Annotated in this window: 12 protein-coding genes; 4 read left to right on the top strand and 8 right to left on the bottom strand. The window is 69.1% G+C overall.

Translation table 11 applies throughout. The features are described from left to right. Positions 1 to 33 precede the first annotated feature (33 nt). Positions 34 to 687, top strand: a complete 654-nt coding sequence (locus LRS14_RS08380; protein WP_257799247.1) for an OmpW family protein — start codon at positions 34 to 36, stop codon at positions 685 to 687. On the opposite strand, the gene LRS14_RS08375 is transcribed toward LRS14_RS08380, so the two are convergent. The 3 genes from LRS14_RS08375 to LRS14_RS08365 all read right to left on the bottom strand — a co-directional run bounded on the left by LRS14_RS08375 (position 675) and on the right by LRS14_RS08365 (position 8,500). Beyond that, a complete protein-coding gene (locus tag LRS14_RS08375) occupies positions 675 to 6,761 on the bottom strand; it encodes a trifunctional serine/threonine-protein kinase/ATP-binding protein/hybrid sensor histidine kinase/response regulator (protein WP_257799246.1) in 6,087 nt (2,028 codons plus the stop codon). The two genes, LRS14_RS08380 and LRS14_RS08375, sit on opposite strands and share 13 nt — an antisense overlap. Positions 6,762 to 6,903: 142 nt before the next feature. Further along, complete coding sequence (locus LRS14_RS08370) at positions 6,904 to 7,608, bottom strand: DsbA family protein (protein ID WP_257799245.1); 705 nt, start codon at positions 7,606 to 7,608, stop codon at positions 6,904 to 6,906. A 4-nt stretch (positions 7,609 to 7,612) separates the two neighbouring features. Further along, positions 7,613 to 8,500, bottom strand: coding sequence for an MBL fold metallo-hydrolase (locus LRS14_RS08365; RefSeq protein ID WP_257799244.1), 888 nt, complete (start codon positions 8,498 to 8,500; stop codon positions 7,613 to 7,615). A 104-nt stretch (positions 8,501 to 8,604) separates the two neighbouring features. On the opposite strand from LRS14_RS08365, the gene LRS14_RS08360 reads away from it, so the two are divergent. Continuing rightward, positions 8,605 to 9,537, top strand: coding sequence for a LysR family transcriptional regulator (locus tag LRS14_RS08360; RefSeq protein ID WP_257799243.1), 933 nt, complete (start codon positions 8,605 to 8,607; stop codon positions 9,535 to 9,537). A gap of 68 nt (positions 9,538 to 9,605) precedes the next feature. Here the strand turns inward: LRS14_RS08360 and LRS14_RS08355 are convergent, their stop codons facing one another. Continuing rightward, the gene (locus tag LRS14_RS08355; RefSeq protein WP_046111763.1) at positions 9,606 to 9,869 is read right to left on the bottom strand and encodes a cold-shock protein; all 264 of its coding nucleotides are present in this window, start codon (positions 9,867 to 9,869) and stop codon (positions 9,606 to 9,608) included. 236 nt (positions 9,870 to 10,105) lie between these two features. Between LRS14_RS08355 and clpS the strand changes: the two genes are divergently transcribed. Together clpS and clpA are read left to right on the top strand one after the other, a co-directional pair. Beyond that, the gene (clpS, locus tag LRS14_RS08350; RefSeq protein ID WP_046111764.1) at positions 10,106 to 10,462 is read left to right on the top strand and encodes an ATP-dependent Clp protease adapter ClpS; all 357 of its coding nucleotides are present in this window, start codon (positions 10,106 to 10,108) and stop codon (positions 10,460 to 10,462) included. After that, positions 10,459 to 12,762 (top strand): ATP-dependent Clp protease ATP-binding subunit ClpA, encoded by a 2,304-nt coding sequence (clpA, locus tag LRS14_RS08345; RefSeq protein ID WP_046111765.1) that lies wholly within the window; start codon positions 10,459 to 10,461, stop codon positions 12,760 to 12,762. The genes clpS and clpA overlap by 4 nt, the downstream gene beginning before the upstream one ends. Positions 12,763 to 12,792: 30 nt before the next feature. Here the strand turns inward: clpA and LRS14_RS08340 are convergent, their stop codons facing one another. The 4 genes from LRS14_RS08340 to LRS14_RS08325 are packed head-to-tail and all read right to left on the bottom strand — an operon-like array spanning position 12,793 to position 15,421. Beyond that, the gene (locus LRS14_RS08340; protein WP_257799242.1) at positions 12,793 to 13,566 is read right to left on the bottom strand and encodes a zinc-dependent peptidase; all 774 of its coding nucleotides are present in this window, start codon (positions 13,564 to 13,566) and stop codon (positions 12,793 to 12,795) included. After that, positions 13,563 to 14,342: a UDP-2,3-diacylglucosamine diphosphatase gene (locus tag LRS14_RS08335; RefSeq protein WP_257799241.1), complete on the bottom strand. Its 780-nt coding sequence runs from the start codon at positions 14,340 to 14,342 to the stop codon at positions 13,563 to 13,565. The genes LRS14_RS08340 and LRS14_RS08335 overlap by 4 nt, the downstream gene beginning before the upstream one ends. A 13-nt stretch (positions 14,343 to 14,355) precedes the next feature. Further along, a complete protein-coding gene (locus tag LRS14_RS08330; RefSeq protein ID WP_046111768.1) occupies positions 14,356 to 14,856 on the bottom strand; it encodes a peptidylprolyl isomerase in 501 nt (166 codons plus the stop codon). Position 14,857: 1 nt separating this feature from the next. After that, a complete protein-coding gene (locus LRS14_RS08325) occupies positions 14,858 to 15,421 on the bottom strand; it encodes a peptidylprolyl isomerase (protein ID WP_046111769.1) in 564 nt (187 codons plus the stop codon). Between the last annotated feature and the right edge of the window lie 79 nt (positions 15,422 to 15,500).

The following is a 15,500-nucleotide window of genomic DNA, read 5'->3' as shown; positions in this document are numbered from 1 at the left end:
TCCTGGAGAAATCTGATGCCACAACTCCGTCTGATGCCCGTGTCCCTGTGTGTAATCCTGTGCGGCCTTGGTGCTGCGGCGCAGGCGCAGGAATCGCCCTGGTCCCTGCGGGTCGGCCCGGCCGTGGTGGGCTTTTCGCCCGACCTGAAGGTAAGCGTGGCCGGCGCGCCGGTGCCGGGTGCGAAGGCCAAGGTGGCCAACAACACCACGCTGGGCGTGGAGATCGGCTACGCGCTGACCGACCGCTGGACCGCACGGCTGGCGCTGGGCGTGCCGCCCACGGCCACGGTCAAGGGCGCGGGCTCGCTCACGGCGCTGGCGCCGCCGCTGACCGGCACGCTGGGCAAGGTGAAGTACGGCCCGGCGGTGCTGAGCGCCACCTACCGGCTGCTGGACAGCGGCCCCGTGCGGCCCTACGTCGGTGCCGGCGTCAACTACACCGTGTTGCTGGAATCGCCCGACGGCGACCTGAACCAGCTCGAGGCCAAGAGCGCCTGGGGCTCGGTGCTGCAGGCCGGCTTCGACGTGCCGGTGGGCGAGCGTTGGTCCTTCTTCGTCGACGTGCGCAAGGTCTGGGTGAAGACCACCGCCACCGGCGTGGTGGGCGCCCTGGGCGGCGCACCGGCCCGCGCCAGCCTGAAGCTGGATCCGCTGCTGGTGCACCTGGGCGTGGGCTACAAGTTCTGAGCCTGCGCGGCCGCCCGGCGGGCGGCCCGGCGCGGTGCCACCCAGCGCGCCAGCACTGCCTGCAGATGGGCCATGCGGATGGGCTTGCTGACGTAGTCGTTCATGCCCGCGGCCAGCGCGCGGGCCTCGTCGCCCGAATGCGCGCCGGCGGTCATGGCGATCACCGGCAGGTCGGCCAGCGAGGGCTGGCTGCGCAGGCGGCGGGTGGCCTCGTAGCCATCCATCTGCGGCATCAGGCAGTCCATCAACACGCCGTCGAAGCTCTCCTGCCTGAGGATGGCCAGCGCGCTGCAACCGTTGTCGGCGAAGGTGAGGTCCAGGGCCAGCGGCCTCAGCAGCTCCTGCGCCAGCTCGCGGTTGATCTCGTTGTCTTCCACCACCAGCACCTTGGCGCCGCGCAGGTTGTCCGCTGGCGGCAGGCTGGGCGCAGGCGCCATCGCGGGCATGGGCGACTGCGGCGGGCCGACCGTCGCGCGGTGCCAGGCCTGGGCACAGGCCTGGCGGAAGCTGTTGGGCGTGTAGGGCTTGCCCAGCAGCGCGTCGGCCTGCAGCTGCAGCGCTTCCAGCTGCTCGATCAGTTCCGAGCGCACGATGGCCGCACACACCATCACCACGCGCGGTTCGCTGGCCGTGCCGCCCTGCAGGGCCTGCAGCAGCGCGCAGCCATCGCCGGCAGGCATCTTCCAGTCGATGAACACGATGTCATAGGGCCGCCCTTCCGCCTGGCCGGCGGCGAGCAGCCGCAGCGCGGCGTCCGGGCCGTCAGCCATGTCGGGCTGCAGGCCAAGGCTGGCTGCATCGCGCGCCATCAGCTCGCGGGCGCTGGTGTTGTCGTCCACCACCAGGGCGCGAGCGCTGCGTGCGGCTGAGGGCGCAGGCGCAGGTAGCGCAGGCTGCACCGGCAGCGTCAGCTCGAAATGGAAGCGGCTGCCCAGCCCGGGCTGGCTTTCCACGCCGATGTGGCCGCCCATCAAGGTGACCAGCCGCAGGCAGATCGACAGGCCCAGCCCGCTGCCGCCGTGCAGGCGGCTCACCGATGCGTCGGTCTGCATGAAGGGCTTGAACAGCCGCTGCTGCTGTTGCGGGTCGATGCCGGGGCCGGTGTCGCGCACACTGACGAGCAGCCGCAGGCTGCCGCCGTCCGCCGCCTCGCCACGCAGGCGCACCACCACCTCGCCGGACGCGGTGAACTTGATGGCGTTGTTGCACAGGTTCAGCAGCACCTGGCTGATGCGCAGCGGGTCGCCCACCAGGCGCAGCGGCAGCTCGGCCGGCACATCGAACAGCAGCTCCAGGCCCTTCTGCTCGGCGCGCAGGCCCAGCGTGCTGGCCACGTCGTCCAGCACCTCGCCCAGGTCGAAGGCCACCGACTCGATCTCCAGCTTGCCGGCCTCGATCTTCGAGAAGTCCAGCACGTCGTCGATGAGGCCCAGCAGCAGCGTGGCGCTGCGGTGGATGGTCTCGACGTAGTTGCGCTGCCTGGGCTCCAGCCCGCTTTGCAGCGCCAGTGCCGACATGCCGATCACCGCATTCATCGGCGTGCGGATCTCGTGGCTCATGGTGGCCAGGAAGTCGGACTTGGCCTGGTTGGCGGCGGCCGCCATCTCCTCGGCCTGCCGGCGCACCACGATCTCGCGGCGGAGCGCCTCGGTGCGCTCGTCGACCAACTGCTCCAGGTGGCGGTTGATGTGCGCGTTCTCGAAGGCGGTGGCGAACTGCTGGCCGACCAGGTTCAGCGTGTCCAGCTGCATGCCGGTGAGGCAGGTGGGGGCCTGGCAGTTCTCCAGGTACACCACGCCGCAGTGCTCGCCGCGGTTGTGGATGGGCAGGGCCAGCAGGCTCTTGACGCCGCGCATGCGCAGGTCATCCAGGCGGCCATAGCTTACGTGACGCGGCACGTCCGACACATGCAGCGGCTTGCCGGTGGCGTTCAGATAGCGCAGCACCGGGTCGGGCAGTCGGTGCAGCGCACCGGCCTGCTCGGGCGGCAGCCAGGGATGGGTGCTGTCGAAGCAGGCCTGCAGCGCCCAGTCGCCATCGCGGCGCCACAGCACCAGGCCCTGCTCGGCGGCGGCGTACTTGCGCAGCAGCCCGAACAGGCTGCGCAGCACGTCGTCGGGGTCGCGGCCACGGGCCAGGGCCTGGCCGGCCATCAGGATGACGTCCAGCTCCAGCGGGCGCTCGAGCGGCGCCGGCCCGGGCTCGGCGCTGGCGTCGGCCGGCTGTGGCTGCAGGGTGGGTGCGGCGGGCAGGTGCCGACCCCAGAGGCGGTAGCTGTCGGCGGCCAGCAGGCGGTAATGCTCGGCGGCCTGCGGCAGGCCGGCGTCGGCGTGGCAGTCGGCGGCCAGCTCGCAGGCCAGCGCGTGGTGCCAAGGCCGGCAGTGCCGGCGTGCGCCTTCCATCGCCGCCTCGAAGGCGGTGGCCGCGGCATGCCATCGGTTCGCGGCCCAGGCCTGCATCGCCTGCAGCAGCTTCAGCAGGTGGCCGAAGTTCTGCGGCGCGTCCTCGGCGCGCTCGGCCATCCAGTCCACCAGCGGCTGCAGTTCTTCCGCCAGCGCGACGCGCAGCGCCGGCTGACCGGCGTCCGTGCGCCGCATCGCCTGGGCCAGGGCCACGGCATGCAGGAACCGGTGCACGCTGACGACATAGAAGCCGGTGACGGGCCGCATCGTGGCCACGCCGGCCCGGCATTGCGCCAGCACGGTGGACCAGTCGCCTGCCATCGCTGCCGCCAGCGGCCGGTAGACATGCAGGAACACCGTCGCCCAGGCGTTGCGGGCGTGCAGCGCCAGCTGCTCTTCGTCGTCCCAGCTGGCGTCGGCCAGGCTGCCGGGCGCCAGCGTGCTGCCTTCCATGCAGCGCACGAACTGCCGGTACACCTCGTAGATCTGCAGCGCAATCAGGCTGCGGGCCTTGTCCGCCTGCTCGAAGGCGATGGCGAGCTCGGCGCGCACTTCGTCCAGGTGGGTGGCGCAGTCCAGCAGCGGCGGCAGGCTCACGAGGTAACCCAGGGCGGCAAATTCCGGGTCGCCGTTTTCCAGCGCCTGGGCACAGCCGCGACGCACCCAGTCCACGCTGTGCTCGATGGGCAGGTGCCAAGGCAGCGTGCCGCAGGCCCCACCCAGGTCGACGCGCGCCTGCTGCCAGGGGTCGGGCTGGCGGGCCAGCAGGCGCAGGGCGGCGTCGCACAGGCCGCGACCGGTGCGGAAGTCGCCACGCCGCGCCGTGAGCACCGGCTGGATGGACGACAGCACGAAGGGCAGTTCGCGGGTGCGGCCCGCCTGGCAGGCCATGCGCAGGCTGCGCGGCATCGACCAGTGGAAGAACTCCGTCTGGCTGAGCACGGTGGTGATGGACATCTGCACCAGCAACTGCATGGCGGCCTCGGTGCGCGGGTCGCGCGCTGCCGGCAGGTCGTCCAGCCGCTGCGGCGCCTGGACTTCCTCCAGCTGGTAGAGGGCGGACAGCTCCGCCTCGACGGCCGCATCCCAGTGGTCCGGCGCCGGCACCGCAATGCCCAGCCGGTCGAGCTGCGCCAGCGCCAGCGCCAGGCCCTGCGCCGCGTCGCCGCGCAAGGTGAGCGACATGGCCTGCTGCGTCGCGGCCCGGCTCATCTGCAGCGGCAGGTGTTCACCCTCGGCGCGCAGCCGCGCATAGACCGCATCGGCTTCCTCGTACCGGGCCAGCGTGCACAGGGCCGCATGCAGGACCGTCATCGCACGCAGCCGCCAGGGCAGGGCGGCAGCGGTCGGCGCGGCCAACGCCAAGGCCGCCTGTGCGAAGCGTCGGGCATGGGCGAACGCAGCGCTGGCGGTGGCGGCATCGGCGGCATCCAGCAGCACCTGGATCGCGCTGTGCCCATCGTCCTCGGCCGACAGGTGGGAGCCGGCGGCCAGATACTGGTCGGCCAACGCGAACAACGCAGCGGCGCTGTGCTGCGCACGCGCGGCCATGGCGCGGGCCAGGCGAAGATGCCAGCCCTGTCGCACTGCCACTGGCAGCGTGCGCAGCGCATCTTCCTGCACCCGCGGATGGCAGAAGCGCAACACCCGGCTACCCGGGTCGCCCGGGCGGGGCGCCAGGCGCAGCATGTCGCACTGCAGCAGCGGCTGCAGTCGGTCGTCGACCCGATCGGGCGGCTCGTCCAGCACCTCGGGCAGCAGGTCGGCGTCGATCTCGCTGCCCATGCAGGCACATACCTCGGCCGCCTCGCGGGAGGGCGCCGGCAGCGTGGCCCAGTGGCGCCGCAGCCAGTCCACCTGGTGATCGGTGCCGGGCGCCGCCTGCAGCGCGGCGACGTCCCACTGCCAGCGACCCCCGCTGCGGCGCAGCCCGCCGTCGTCGAACAGGCGCTGCACCTGCTGGAGCACCTGGAACGGGTTGCCACCGGTGCGCTGGTGCAGCACCGCGGCCAGTCCGGCGACCTGGTCGGCCGGCGCGTCCAGCACGTCGGCCAGCATCTCGCCGACCGCGGCGGGTGGCAGGCCGTCCAGCGCCAGCGGCACCGCTTGCACGCCGCTGTCCGGCCTCGCCAGCTCGCTGGCCAGGGCATGCAGCGCATGGTCGGGCGGCAGGTCCTCGGGCCGCCAGGCGCAGACCAGCAGCAGCTTGCCGTCGCTCAACGCGCGCGCGATGTGGCCCAGCAGCTCCACCGAGTCGGCGTCCGCCCATTGCAGGTCGTCCACGAACAGCAGCAGGGGGCCTTTCTGCTGGCGTGCCAGGCGCAGCACCGCCGACACGCTCTGGGCGATGCGGTTGAGCACCCCGCGCAGCCCATCGGCTGGAGCTGGGGGCGTTTCCTGCGGGGCCGGCTGGAGCAGCGGCGCGAAGGCCGGCACCATGTCCAGCAGCAGCTGTGCTTGTCGGCCCAGTGCCGCCTGCAGCTCGCCGCGCCGGCGCGCCAGGCTGGCGGGCGCCTCTGACAGCCAGTGCTCCGCCAGTTGCCCCAGCGCTTCCGCCAGGCCGGCGTAGGGCCGGCTGCCGCGGCTGGCCTCGTAGCGGCCGGACACCAGCAGCCCCTTGCGCTCTCGCAGCGGCTCCTGCAGCGCCTGCACCAGCGCCGACTTGCCCATGCCCGCCCGGCCGGTGACGAACACCACGCGCCGGGGCCCCGCCGGGGCATCCAGCAGCGGCAGCAGGCCGAGGGCCGCCAGGTCCAGCCCCGCCAGGCGTGACGGCAGGGCGGGCACGGTGCGCTGGTCGCTGCGGCCGATGCGCCGCGGCTCGTCGGCCTCGCTGCCCTGCAGCACCGCCAGGCACCAGCGCAGGTCGTCGCGCAGCGCCTGCGCCGACTGGTAGCGGGCGTCGGGCCGCTTGGCCAGCAGTCGGGCGATCAGCGCCGACAGCGCCTGCGGCACCTGCGCATTGAGCCGACCCGCTGGCTCCGGCTGGTGCGCCAGCACCGCATGCAGCTGGGTCAGCATGTCCACGCGGGCGAAGGGCGGCTGCCCGGTGACCAGCCAGTAGAGGGTGGCGCCAAAGCCGTAGTAGTCGGTGCGGTAGTCGACCGGGCAGGCCAGTCGCCCGGTCTGCTCCGGCGCGGTAAAGGGGTGCAGGCGGCTGGCCGCGGTGGCTGCCAGGTTGGCGGTGGCGATGTCGGAACGCCGCCGCGCCTGCGCTTCGGAAAAGTCGATCAGGCTGACGGCACCGCTGTCCGCATCCAGCAGCACGGTGTCGGGGTTCAGGTTGGCATGCACCACGCCGGCCGCATGCACTTCCTGCAGCACCTGCAGCAGGTCCAGCGCCAGCCGCAGCGCGGCGGCCAGGTCGGGCCGCGCCGGCGGTGGTAGTGAAGCCAGCGGAACGCCCTGAGGGCAGGAAAACGCCAGCGTGCGTTCGCTGGCGTTGAAGTCGATGAGATGCGGCACGCCGTTGACCGCCGCCAGGCGTCGCAGCACTTCCGCTTCCGCCCGCAGCTGGTCGAGCGGTGCTGCTCCCCCCGTGCCCTGGCGTACCGCCTTCAGCAGGCAGGGCTCGGAGCTGCTGCGCCAATGCCCGGCGAACACCGCGATGGCGCCCCGCTCGGCCACCCGGCGCGCCCCGAGCAGGGTGCCTTCCAGTCGCACAGGCGTCATCGGTCGATCTCACTTGACGTCGGCTGCGGCGCCGACTGCCCGACGCCTCGAAGCACAAGACCGCCAATGTGGCGGAATTGGCAAGGCGTCAGACGCAAGATACGACTAATTCTGCAAAAAAGCCATATTTCTGGGGCGACGGTCAGATCGTGCAGGCTTGCGGACCGCAGCCGAAGCGGTCATGGGGCGCCTGCGCCACCGGCGTCGTCGGCGCCGGCACCCGGCTCATCAACCAGGCGGCCAACGCCTCGGGCCGTCCCAGCCAGGCGCTGACGTCGACGCGCTCCAGCCGTCCGTCCGCCTCCAGCAACATCGTCGGGAAGCCGCCGCCGCCGGCCTGGGCCAGCTGCTGCCGGCTGTCGGCGATGTGGGCCCGCGTCGCTTCGCCGGACAGGGCGTCGAAGGCCTGGGAAAAGGCTGCTTCGTCGAGCCCGATGTCGGCGGCCAGCGCGCGCAGCACCGCCGGCTCGGCGATGCGCCGGCCTTGCTGGTAGTGCGCCGCCTGCACCCGGGCCAGCAAGTCGGCGCCGCGGCCGGCCAGCTGTTCGGCCGCCAGCACCGCGGTGATCGGCGGCTCGGAGTCCAGCACCGCGCCGCCGTCGTGCAGCAGGCCGTCGAAGTAGGCGTCGCCGAAGGGCTGGCCGGTGAGTTGCGCAATCCGGCGGTCGTGCGGCATCACGTACTCCCGCAGCCGGGCACTCACCACCTGTCGCTGGGCGCCGGCCATCAGGCCACCGCCGTGCAGCCGCACCGGCAGCACCTGGCGCGCCGCCGCCACCAGCGGAGCGGCGCCGTAGCACCAGCCGCACAAGGGGTCGTAGATGTAGTGAAGCTGGTGCGACGTCATGCCATCACCACTTCATCTCGCCCTTGTTGACCTTGGCGCCGATCTCCAGCGCGATGCCCAGGCCTGCTTCCGGGTACGCCTTCTTCATCGCCTCGATCAGCGCGGCGGAGTTGGCGGCCTTCGGCAGCTCGGACTCGAAGCGCGCCAGGTAGGCCTGGCTCCAGGCCAGCTGGCTGGCGTCGCGCGGCGTGCCGGGGGCCGAGTGGCCGGGGATCACCACCGCCGGCTTCAGGGCGGCCATCACACCCAGCTTCTTGGCCCAGTCGGCGCGCTCCTGCGCCGTCTGCGCATCGGCGGTCCACAGATGCAGGCCGGCGTACACGTTCACGCCGCCGGCAATCGCCTGGATCGACGGAATCCACACGTAACTGCGGTGCGGCAGCGAGTCATCCAGGCCACGCACCTCGAGCACCTGGTCTTCCAGGGCGATGGTGTTGCCTTGCAGCACCTCAGGCAGCGGCACGTTCTTCGGCGCATTGGCGCCCATGCGGGGGCTCCACACCGACAGCTTGGTGGCGAGCGTGGCCTGGATCTTCTTCAGCGTGGGGGCGGTGGTCACCAGCTTGGCGTCAGGGAACAGCTGCTTGAGCACCTCGGCGCCAAAGTAGTAGTCGGGGTCGGCCTGGCTGATGTAGATGGTCTTCAGCGTCTTCTTGCTGTCCAGCACCATGGCCGCGATGCGATGCGCATCCGCCTTGGTGAAGCCGGTATCCAGCAGCACAGCGTCCGTCTTGCCCGACACCAGGACCGCATTGACATGGAAGCTGCCGGCATCGGCGTTGTAGACCTGCAGGCTGAGCGGCGCGGGCGCTGCGGCCTGGGCAGCGGCCTGGGCGACGACGCCCAGGGTGAGGCCGAGGGAAGAAAGGAGGCGTGTCAGGAGCTTGTTCATGGAGGGTCCGAAGGGTGGAAGAAGTGCAGCAACTTTATTTGCTAGAAACGATGCAATAAACTGCGGATCTGTTGAATGTTTGTCTACTCAAGCGGCCTAATCACATGGACAGATTCACGGCGATGCAGGTGTTCGCTGAAATTGCCGACCGGGGCAGCCTGACGGAAACCGCGGATGCGCTCGACATGTCGCGCGCGATGGTGTCGCGCTACCTGGCCAGCCTGGAGGAATGGCTGGGCGTGCGGCTGCTCCACCGGACGACCCGCCGCGTGAGCCTGACCGACGCCGGCCGCGAGGCGCTGGACCGCTGCCGCAAGGTGCTGGAACTGACGTCCGACGTGAAGTCGCTGGCTGGCGCACGCAGCAGCGCGCCCAGCGGCCGCCTGCGCATGACTGCCAGCCCGTCGTTCGCGCAGGCGCATCTGGCGCAGGCCGTCGCCGAATTCCTCGCGCTGCATCCGCAGACGCAGGTGGAACTGGTGGTCATGGAGCGGGCGGTGAATCTGGTGGAGGACCGCATCGACCTGGCCGTGCGCATCAGCAACAAGCTCGACGAGTCGCTGGTGGCGCGCCGTCTGGGTACCTGCCGCTCGGTGCTTTGTGCCTCTCCTGCCTATGTCGAGCGTCATGGCGCGCCCGACGGTCCCGACGCCCTGCGTGGCCACCGTTGCCTGACTCACGCCTATGTCGGTCGCAACGAATACACGCTGTACCAGGGCACTCGACCGGTGCGCGTGCCGGTGCAAGGCCCGCTGCAGAGCAATGAACCCATGGTGCTGATGCGTGCGGCGATGGAAGGCGCCGGCATCGCGCTGCTGCCCACCTATCTGGCCAGCGCCGCCATCCTTCGCGGGGACCTGGTGCGTCTGCTGCCCGACCATGAGCCCGAGCAGTTGCAGATCCATGCCACCTATCTTTCGCGCCAGTACCAGCCCCAGTTGCTGCGGGCGATGCTCGACTTTTTGGCTGGCCGCTTCGCGGACGACATCGCGCCATGGGACCGGGCGCTGTCGCATCCAGCCACCACCGAGGCATGAAAAAAGCCCGCCGGAGGCGGGCTTTTCCCGGGGCGGGTTGGCGTGCCGAGGACGGGTGCCTCGGTCGCTCACTCGGCGGCGGCTGCGAAGCTGCCCGCGGCCAGCGCCTGACGCGGTGCGCCGGTGCTGTCGGAGGTCTGGATGTTGTGTGCCAGATCGCCCTTCGGGCCTTGCACCAGGTCGTAGGTGACGCGGGCGCCCGGCTTCAGAGTGCGGAAGCCCTCCATCTGGATTGCGGAAAAGTGCGCAAACACATCGGCCCCACCACCCTCAGGTTCGATGAAGCCGAACCCTTTGGTGTCACTAAACCACTTGACGGTTCCATTTGCCATGAATCTCTCCACAAACGGGCAACAGCGCCCTGCGTAGGGAAGCGAATTCTCCGGCACATGTATCGTTAATGTCAATAGAGTTTCATTACCATCATTTTTTACCGGGGTGCAAGCTGAGGTAGCACACTGGCGGAGGTGTGGGCTGTCTTTTTGCCTCACATCGCCCCTTGAGACGGCGGGCGCCGATGCAATATGCATTGACGCACCCCGGTATTCACTGTCTATAGAATCGTTTCATGCCCGCGGATCCCCCCTCGCTGCCCCCGAACCCGCCAGAAGCGCCGCGCGTCGATGACGGTCAAGGCGCCGTCGTCGCCGAACGCCAGGCGCAGCGAACCGAGCCGCCGCGCATGTACCAGGTGGTGCTGCTCAATGACGACTACACCCCCATGGAGTTCGTGGTGTTGGTGTTGCAGGAATACTTCCTGCGTGATCTCGACACCGCGACGCAGATCATGCTGAAGATCCATCACGAGGGTCGCGGCGTTTGCGGCGTCTACACGAAGGACGTCGCCGCGACCAAGGTTGAACTGGTGCTTGCTGCTGCACGTCGCGCAGGGCACCCGCTGCAGTGCATTTTGGAGGCCGCATGATCGCGCAAGAACTTGAAGTCAGTCTGCACATGGCGTTCGTGGAAGCACGCCAGCAGCGCCACGAATTCATCACCGTCGAGCACCTCCTGATGGCGCTGCTGGACAACCCTTCCGCCGCCGAAGTGCTGCGCGCCTGCGCCGCCAACATCGACGACTTGCGGAAGAGCCTGTCCAGCTTCATCAAGGAGAACACGCCGACCGTCGGAGGCACCGACGAGGTCGACACGCAGCCCACCCTGGGCTTCCAGCGTGTGATCCAGCGGGCCATCATGCACGTGCAAAGCACGGGCAGCGGCAAGAAGGAGGTGACCGGCGCCAACGTGCTGGTGGCCATCTTTGGCGAGAAGGACTCGCACGCCGTCTACTACCTGCACCAGCAGGGCGTCACACGGCTGGACGTCGTGAACTTCATCGCCCACGGCATCAAGAAGTCCGATCCGCCCGAGCCGTCGAAGTCCAACGACAACCCCGGCTCCGAGGGCGAGAAGGAAGATGCCGCTGAAGGCAAGGGCTCGCCGCTCGACCAGTTTACGCAGAACCTCAACCAGAGCGCCCGCGACGGCAAGATCGATCCGCTGATCGGCCGTGAGCATGAGGTCGAGCGCGTGATCCAGGTGCTGTGCCGCCGCCGCAAGAACAACCCGCTGCTGGTGGGTGAAGCGGGCGTGGGCAAGACCGCGATTGCCGAGGGCCTGGCCTGGCGCATCACCGAAGGCGACGTGCCCGAGGTGCTGGCCGAGTCGACCGTCTATGCGCTCGACATGGGCGCGCTGCTGGCCGGCACCAAGTACCGCGGCGATTTCGAGCAGCGCCTGAAGGGCGTGCTGAAGCAGCTGAAGGAACAGCCGAACGCCATCCTGTTCATCGATGAGATCCACACGCTGATCGGTGCGGGCGCGGCCTCGGGCGGCACCCTGGACGCAAGCAACCTGCTGAAGCCGGCGTTGAGCTCGGGCGCAATGAAGTGCCTGGGCGCCACCACGTTCAGCGAGTACCGCGGCATCTTCGAGAAGGACGCGGCGCTGTCGCGGCGCTTCCAAAAGGTGGACGTGGTCGAGCCCTCGGTCGAGCAGACCATCGAGATCCTCAAGGGCCTGAAGTCGCGCTTCGAAGAGCACCACAGCGTGAAGTACGCGCTGGGTGCGCTGCAGGCCGCGGCGGAGTTGTCCGCCAAGTTCATCAACGACCGCCATCTGCCCGACAAGGCGATCGACGTGATCGACGAGGCCGGTGCCGCCCAGCGCATCCTGCCGAAGAACAAGCAGAAGAAGACCATCACGCGTGCCGAGGTGGAAGAGATCGTCTCGAAGATCGCCCGCATCCCGCCGGCCTCGGTGTCCAACGACGACCGCAGCAAGCTGAAGACGCTGGACCGCGATCTGAAGAGCGTGGTGTTCGGCCAGGACCCGGCCATCGACGCGCTGTCGGCCGCCATCAAGATGGCGCGTTCTGGCCTGGGCAAGCCGGACAAGCCGATCGGCTCGTTCCTGTTCAGCGGCCCCACGGGCGTCGGCAAGACCGAAGTGGCCAAGCAGCTCGCCTACATCCTGGGCATCGAGCTGATCCGCTTCGACATGTCGGAGTACATGGAGCGTCACGCGGTGAGCCGCCTGATCGGTGCGCCTCCGGGCTATGTCGGTTTCGACCAGGGTGGCCTGCTGACCGAGGCGATCACCAAGAAGCCGCATGCGGTCCTGCTGCTCGACGAAATCGAGAAGGCGCATCCGGACGTCTTCAACGTGCTGCTGCAGGTGATGGACCACGGTACGCTGACCGACAACAACGGGCGCAAGGCCGACTTCCGCAACGTCATCATCATCATGACGACGAACGCGGGTGCCGAGACCATGAGCAAGTCGACGATCGGCTTCACCAACTCCCGCGAAAGCGGCGACGAGATGGCCGACATCAAGCGCCTGTTCACGCCGGAGTTCCGCAACCGGCTGGATGCGACCGTCAGCTTCCGTGCGCTGGACCAGGAGATCATCCTGCGGGTGGTGGACAAGTTCCTGCTGCAGCTCGAAAGCCAGCTGGCCGAGAAGAAGGTGGAGGTCACGTTCACCGACGGGCTGCGCAAGCACCTGGGCGCCAAGGGTTTCGATCCGCTGATGGGTGCCCGCCCGATGCAGCGCCTGATCCAGGATGTGATCCGCCGCGCGCTGGCCGACGAACTGCTGTTCGGCCGCCTGGTGGACGGTGGCCGCCTGACGGTGGACATCGATGCGGACGGCAACGCGGTGCTGGACATCCAGCCGCCGCGCAAGAGCGACAAGCCGAAGGCGGAGCCGGCCACGGCCTGATCCGTGCCCCGAGCGCCCGCGCCCTGAAGCTCAGGGCGTCTGGCGGTAGAACGAAGCGAGCAGCCGGTACATCACCGGCTGTTCTTCTTTCAGGGCCTTGGGTGTGACGAAGAAAGCTTCGCTGGCAACAGCGAAAAATTCCTCCGGCGCCTCGGCGCCGTACGGGTCGACGACCGTCTCGTAGCCGCACACCACGCGCTCGCTGAAGCGGTCGTACTCGGCCATCAAGGTGTCGTGCCACTCGGCCTGCGCCTGGGCGCTGGGCAGCAGCGGCACACCGTCGGCGATGCCGTCGCGCATGTCGAGCACATGCGCGAACTCGTGGATCACCACGTTGTAGGCGGCGCCTTGGGCGTCGGCTGCACGCTCGCCGGCGTCCTGCCAGCTCAGCATCACCGGGCCGCCGACCATGGCCTCGCCGGACAGCAGCTCGTCATACTGGTGCACCACCCCGTGCTCGTCGGTGACCTCGCGGCGTGCGACCACTTCATCCGGATGCATCACGATGCCGACGAAGTCGTCGTACTGCTCGATGCCCAGCCGCAGCACCGGCAGGCAGGCCTGTGCGGCCACCGCCACGGCCATCTCGTCGGTGACCGACAGGCCGCCCGCGCCGGTGAATTCCTTCTTGTCGAGGAACAGGCTGGCCATGCGGCGCAGCTCGGCCTCATCTTCGGAAGGCAGGCGCTGCAGGAAGGGATAACGCGCCATCGTGTGCTTCCACAGGCCGTCCGGGATGCTGCGGCGGGCGAGCGCACGCTCGTCGCGGCTGCGGCGCCAGGCCCTGAGCAGGGAGCCGATCACGGCGCGGGCGAGATGGCGTGGCGGGTCAGGCCGTCGGCCGTCCAGCGCAGCACGTCGCCGCGCAGCATCGGCGCCTCCAGGTCCCAGTCGCCCAGCACATGGCGCGTGCCGATGGCCAGCGCATGGGAAGCCGGCTTGTGCGTGTGGCCATGCACCATGGCAGGGGCGCTGGCTTGCTGCAGCCACTGGGCTGCCTCGTCGTCATCGACGTCGCTCCACTGGTCGGGCGACAACTGGCGCTGCGCGGCCTGACTGGCATCACGCATCTGCCGCGCCTGCTGCCGGCGGGCGGCCAGCGGCTGGGCGAGAAAGGCGGCTTGCCAGTCGGTGCTGCGCACCTGGCGGCGGAAGGCCTGGTAGCCGGTGTCGGCGGTGCACAGCAGATCGCCGTGCGTGATGAGCAGGCGCTGGCCGAAGGCGGTGAGCACGGTCGGATCAGCCAGGGCTTCGATGCCCAGGCGGGCCAGCAGATCATGGCCCAGCAGGAAGTCCCGATTGCCCGCCATGAAGCCGACGCGGCGTTGGTGGGCGGCCTGCCGGAGCACCTGCACGCAGCGCCGTTCGAAGCTGCCGGGCTCGGCCGCGGCATCGTCGCCCACCCACACCTCGAACACGTCGCCGAGCAGGTAGACCGCATCGGCGCGGCTGGTGTTGAGGTGATGGGCCCAGGCCTCGAAGGTGCGGGGCGTGTCGGGCCCCAGGTGCAGGTCGGAGAGGAACTCGATGCACCGCCAGCCCGGAGGTGCGTGCACCTCTGAGAAGGCGGGCAGCGTCATCGTGGGGCGGTGCTCAGACTTCGGTGATCTTCTGGATCACCACGTCGTCCACCGGCACGTCGTCATGCATGCCCTTGCGGCCGGTGCGCACCTTCTCGATGCTGTCGATCACGTCCTGGCCCGACACCACCTTGCCGAACACGGCGTAGCCCCAGCCCTGCGGCGACTCCGACTTGAAGTCGAGGAAGCCGTTGTCCGCGGTGTTGATGAAGAACTGCGCAGTGGCCGAGTGCGGCGCCGACGTGCGGGCCATGGCCAGCGTGTAGTGCGCGTTCTTCAGGCCGTTGTTGGCTTCGTTGGCGATGGGCGCGTCCGTGTTCTTCTGCTTCATGCCGGGCTCGAAGCCGCCGCCCTGGATCATGAAGCCCTTGATGACGCGGTGGAACACGGTGTTGTCGTAGTGGCCCTTGCGTGCATACGACAGGAAGTTCTCGACGCTGGCCGGTGCCTTGGCGTCGTCGAGTTCGGCGCGGATGACGCCGGCGCTGGTGGTGATTTCTACGGTCTTGGTCATGTCATTTCTCCAGAGTGGCTTGCTTGATCACCACGGGTTGCAGCGGTACGTTCTGATGCGGGCCGTTGTTGCCGGTGGGCACCGCCTTGATCTTGTCGACGACGTCCATGCCCGACACCACCTTGCCGAACACCGCATAGCCGTTGCCGTCGCGCGAGTTGGCCTGGTCGAGGAAGCTGTTGTCCTTCAGGTTGATGAAGAACTGCGACGTGGCCGAGTTGGGGTCCATGGTGCGGGCCATGGCCACGGTGCCGCGGGCGTTGACCAGCCCGTTCCTGCTTTCCAGCGGAATGGGGGCGCGGGTGGGCTTCTCCTTCATGGACGCGTCCATGCCGCCGCCTTGGATCATGAAGCCGTCGATCACGCGATGGAACACGGTCCCGTTGTAGTGGCCCGCCTTCACGTAGTCGACGAAGTTCGCAACGCTCTTCGGTGCCTTCTCGGCATCCAGTTCCAGCACGATGGGACCCATCGAGGTATCGAGCCGCACCTTCTGCGCAAGCGCCGGAGCGCCCACGAACATCGAGAGCGAAAGCGCCAATGCCAAGCCTTGTTTCATCTTCATGTAGCCGGGGTTGCGTGGGGTGAGGTACGGGCAGGGCGCCGCTATACTGACCGACTGATTCTAACGAGCGGCCTCCCAC

The organism is Aquincola sp. J276 (assembly GCF_024700035.1).
Classification (GTDB): domain Bacteria; phylum Pseudomonadota; class Gammaproteobacteria; order Burkholderiales; family Burkholderiaceae_C; genus Aquincola; species Aquincola tertiaricarbonis.
Note: the sequence above shows the minus strand (reverse complement) of the source record. Positions and strands in the feature narration are given on the sequence as shown.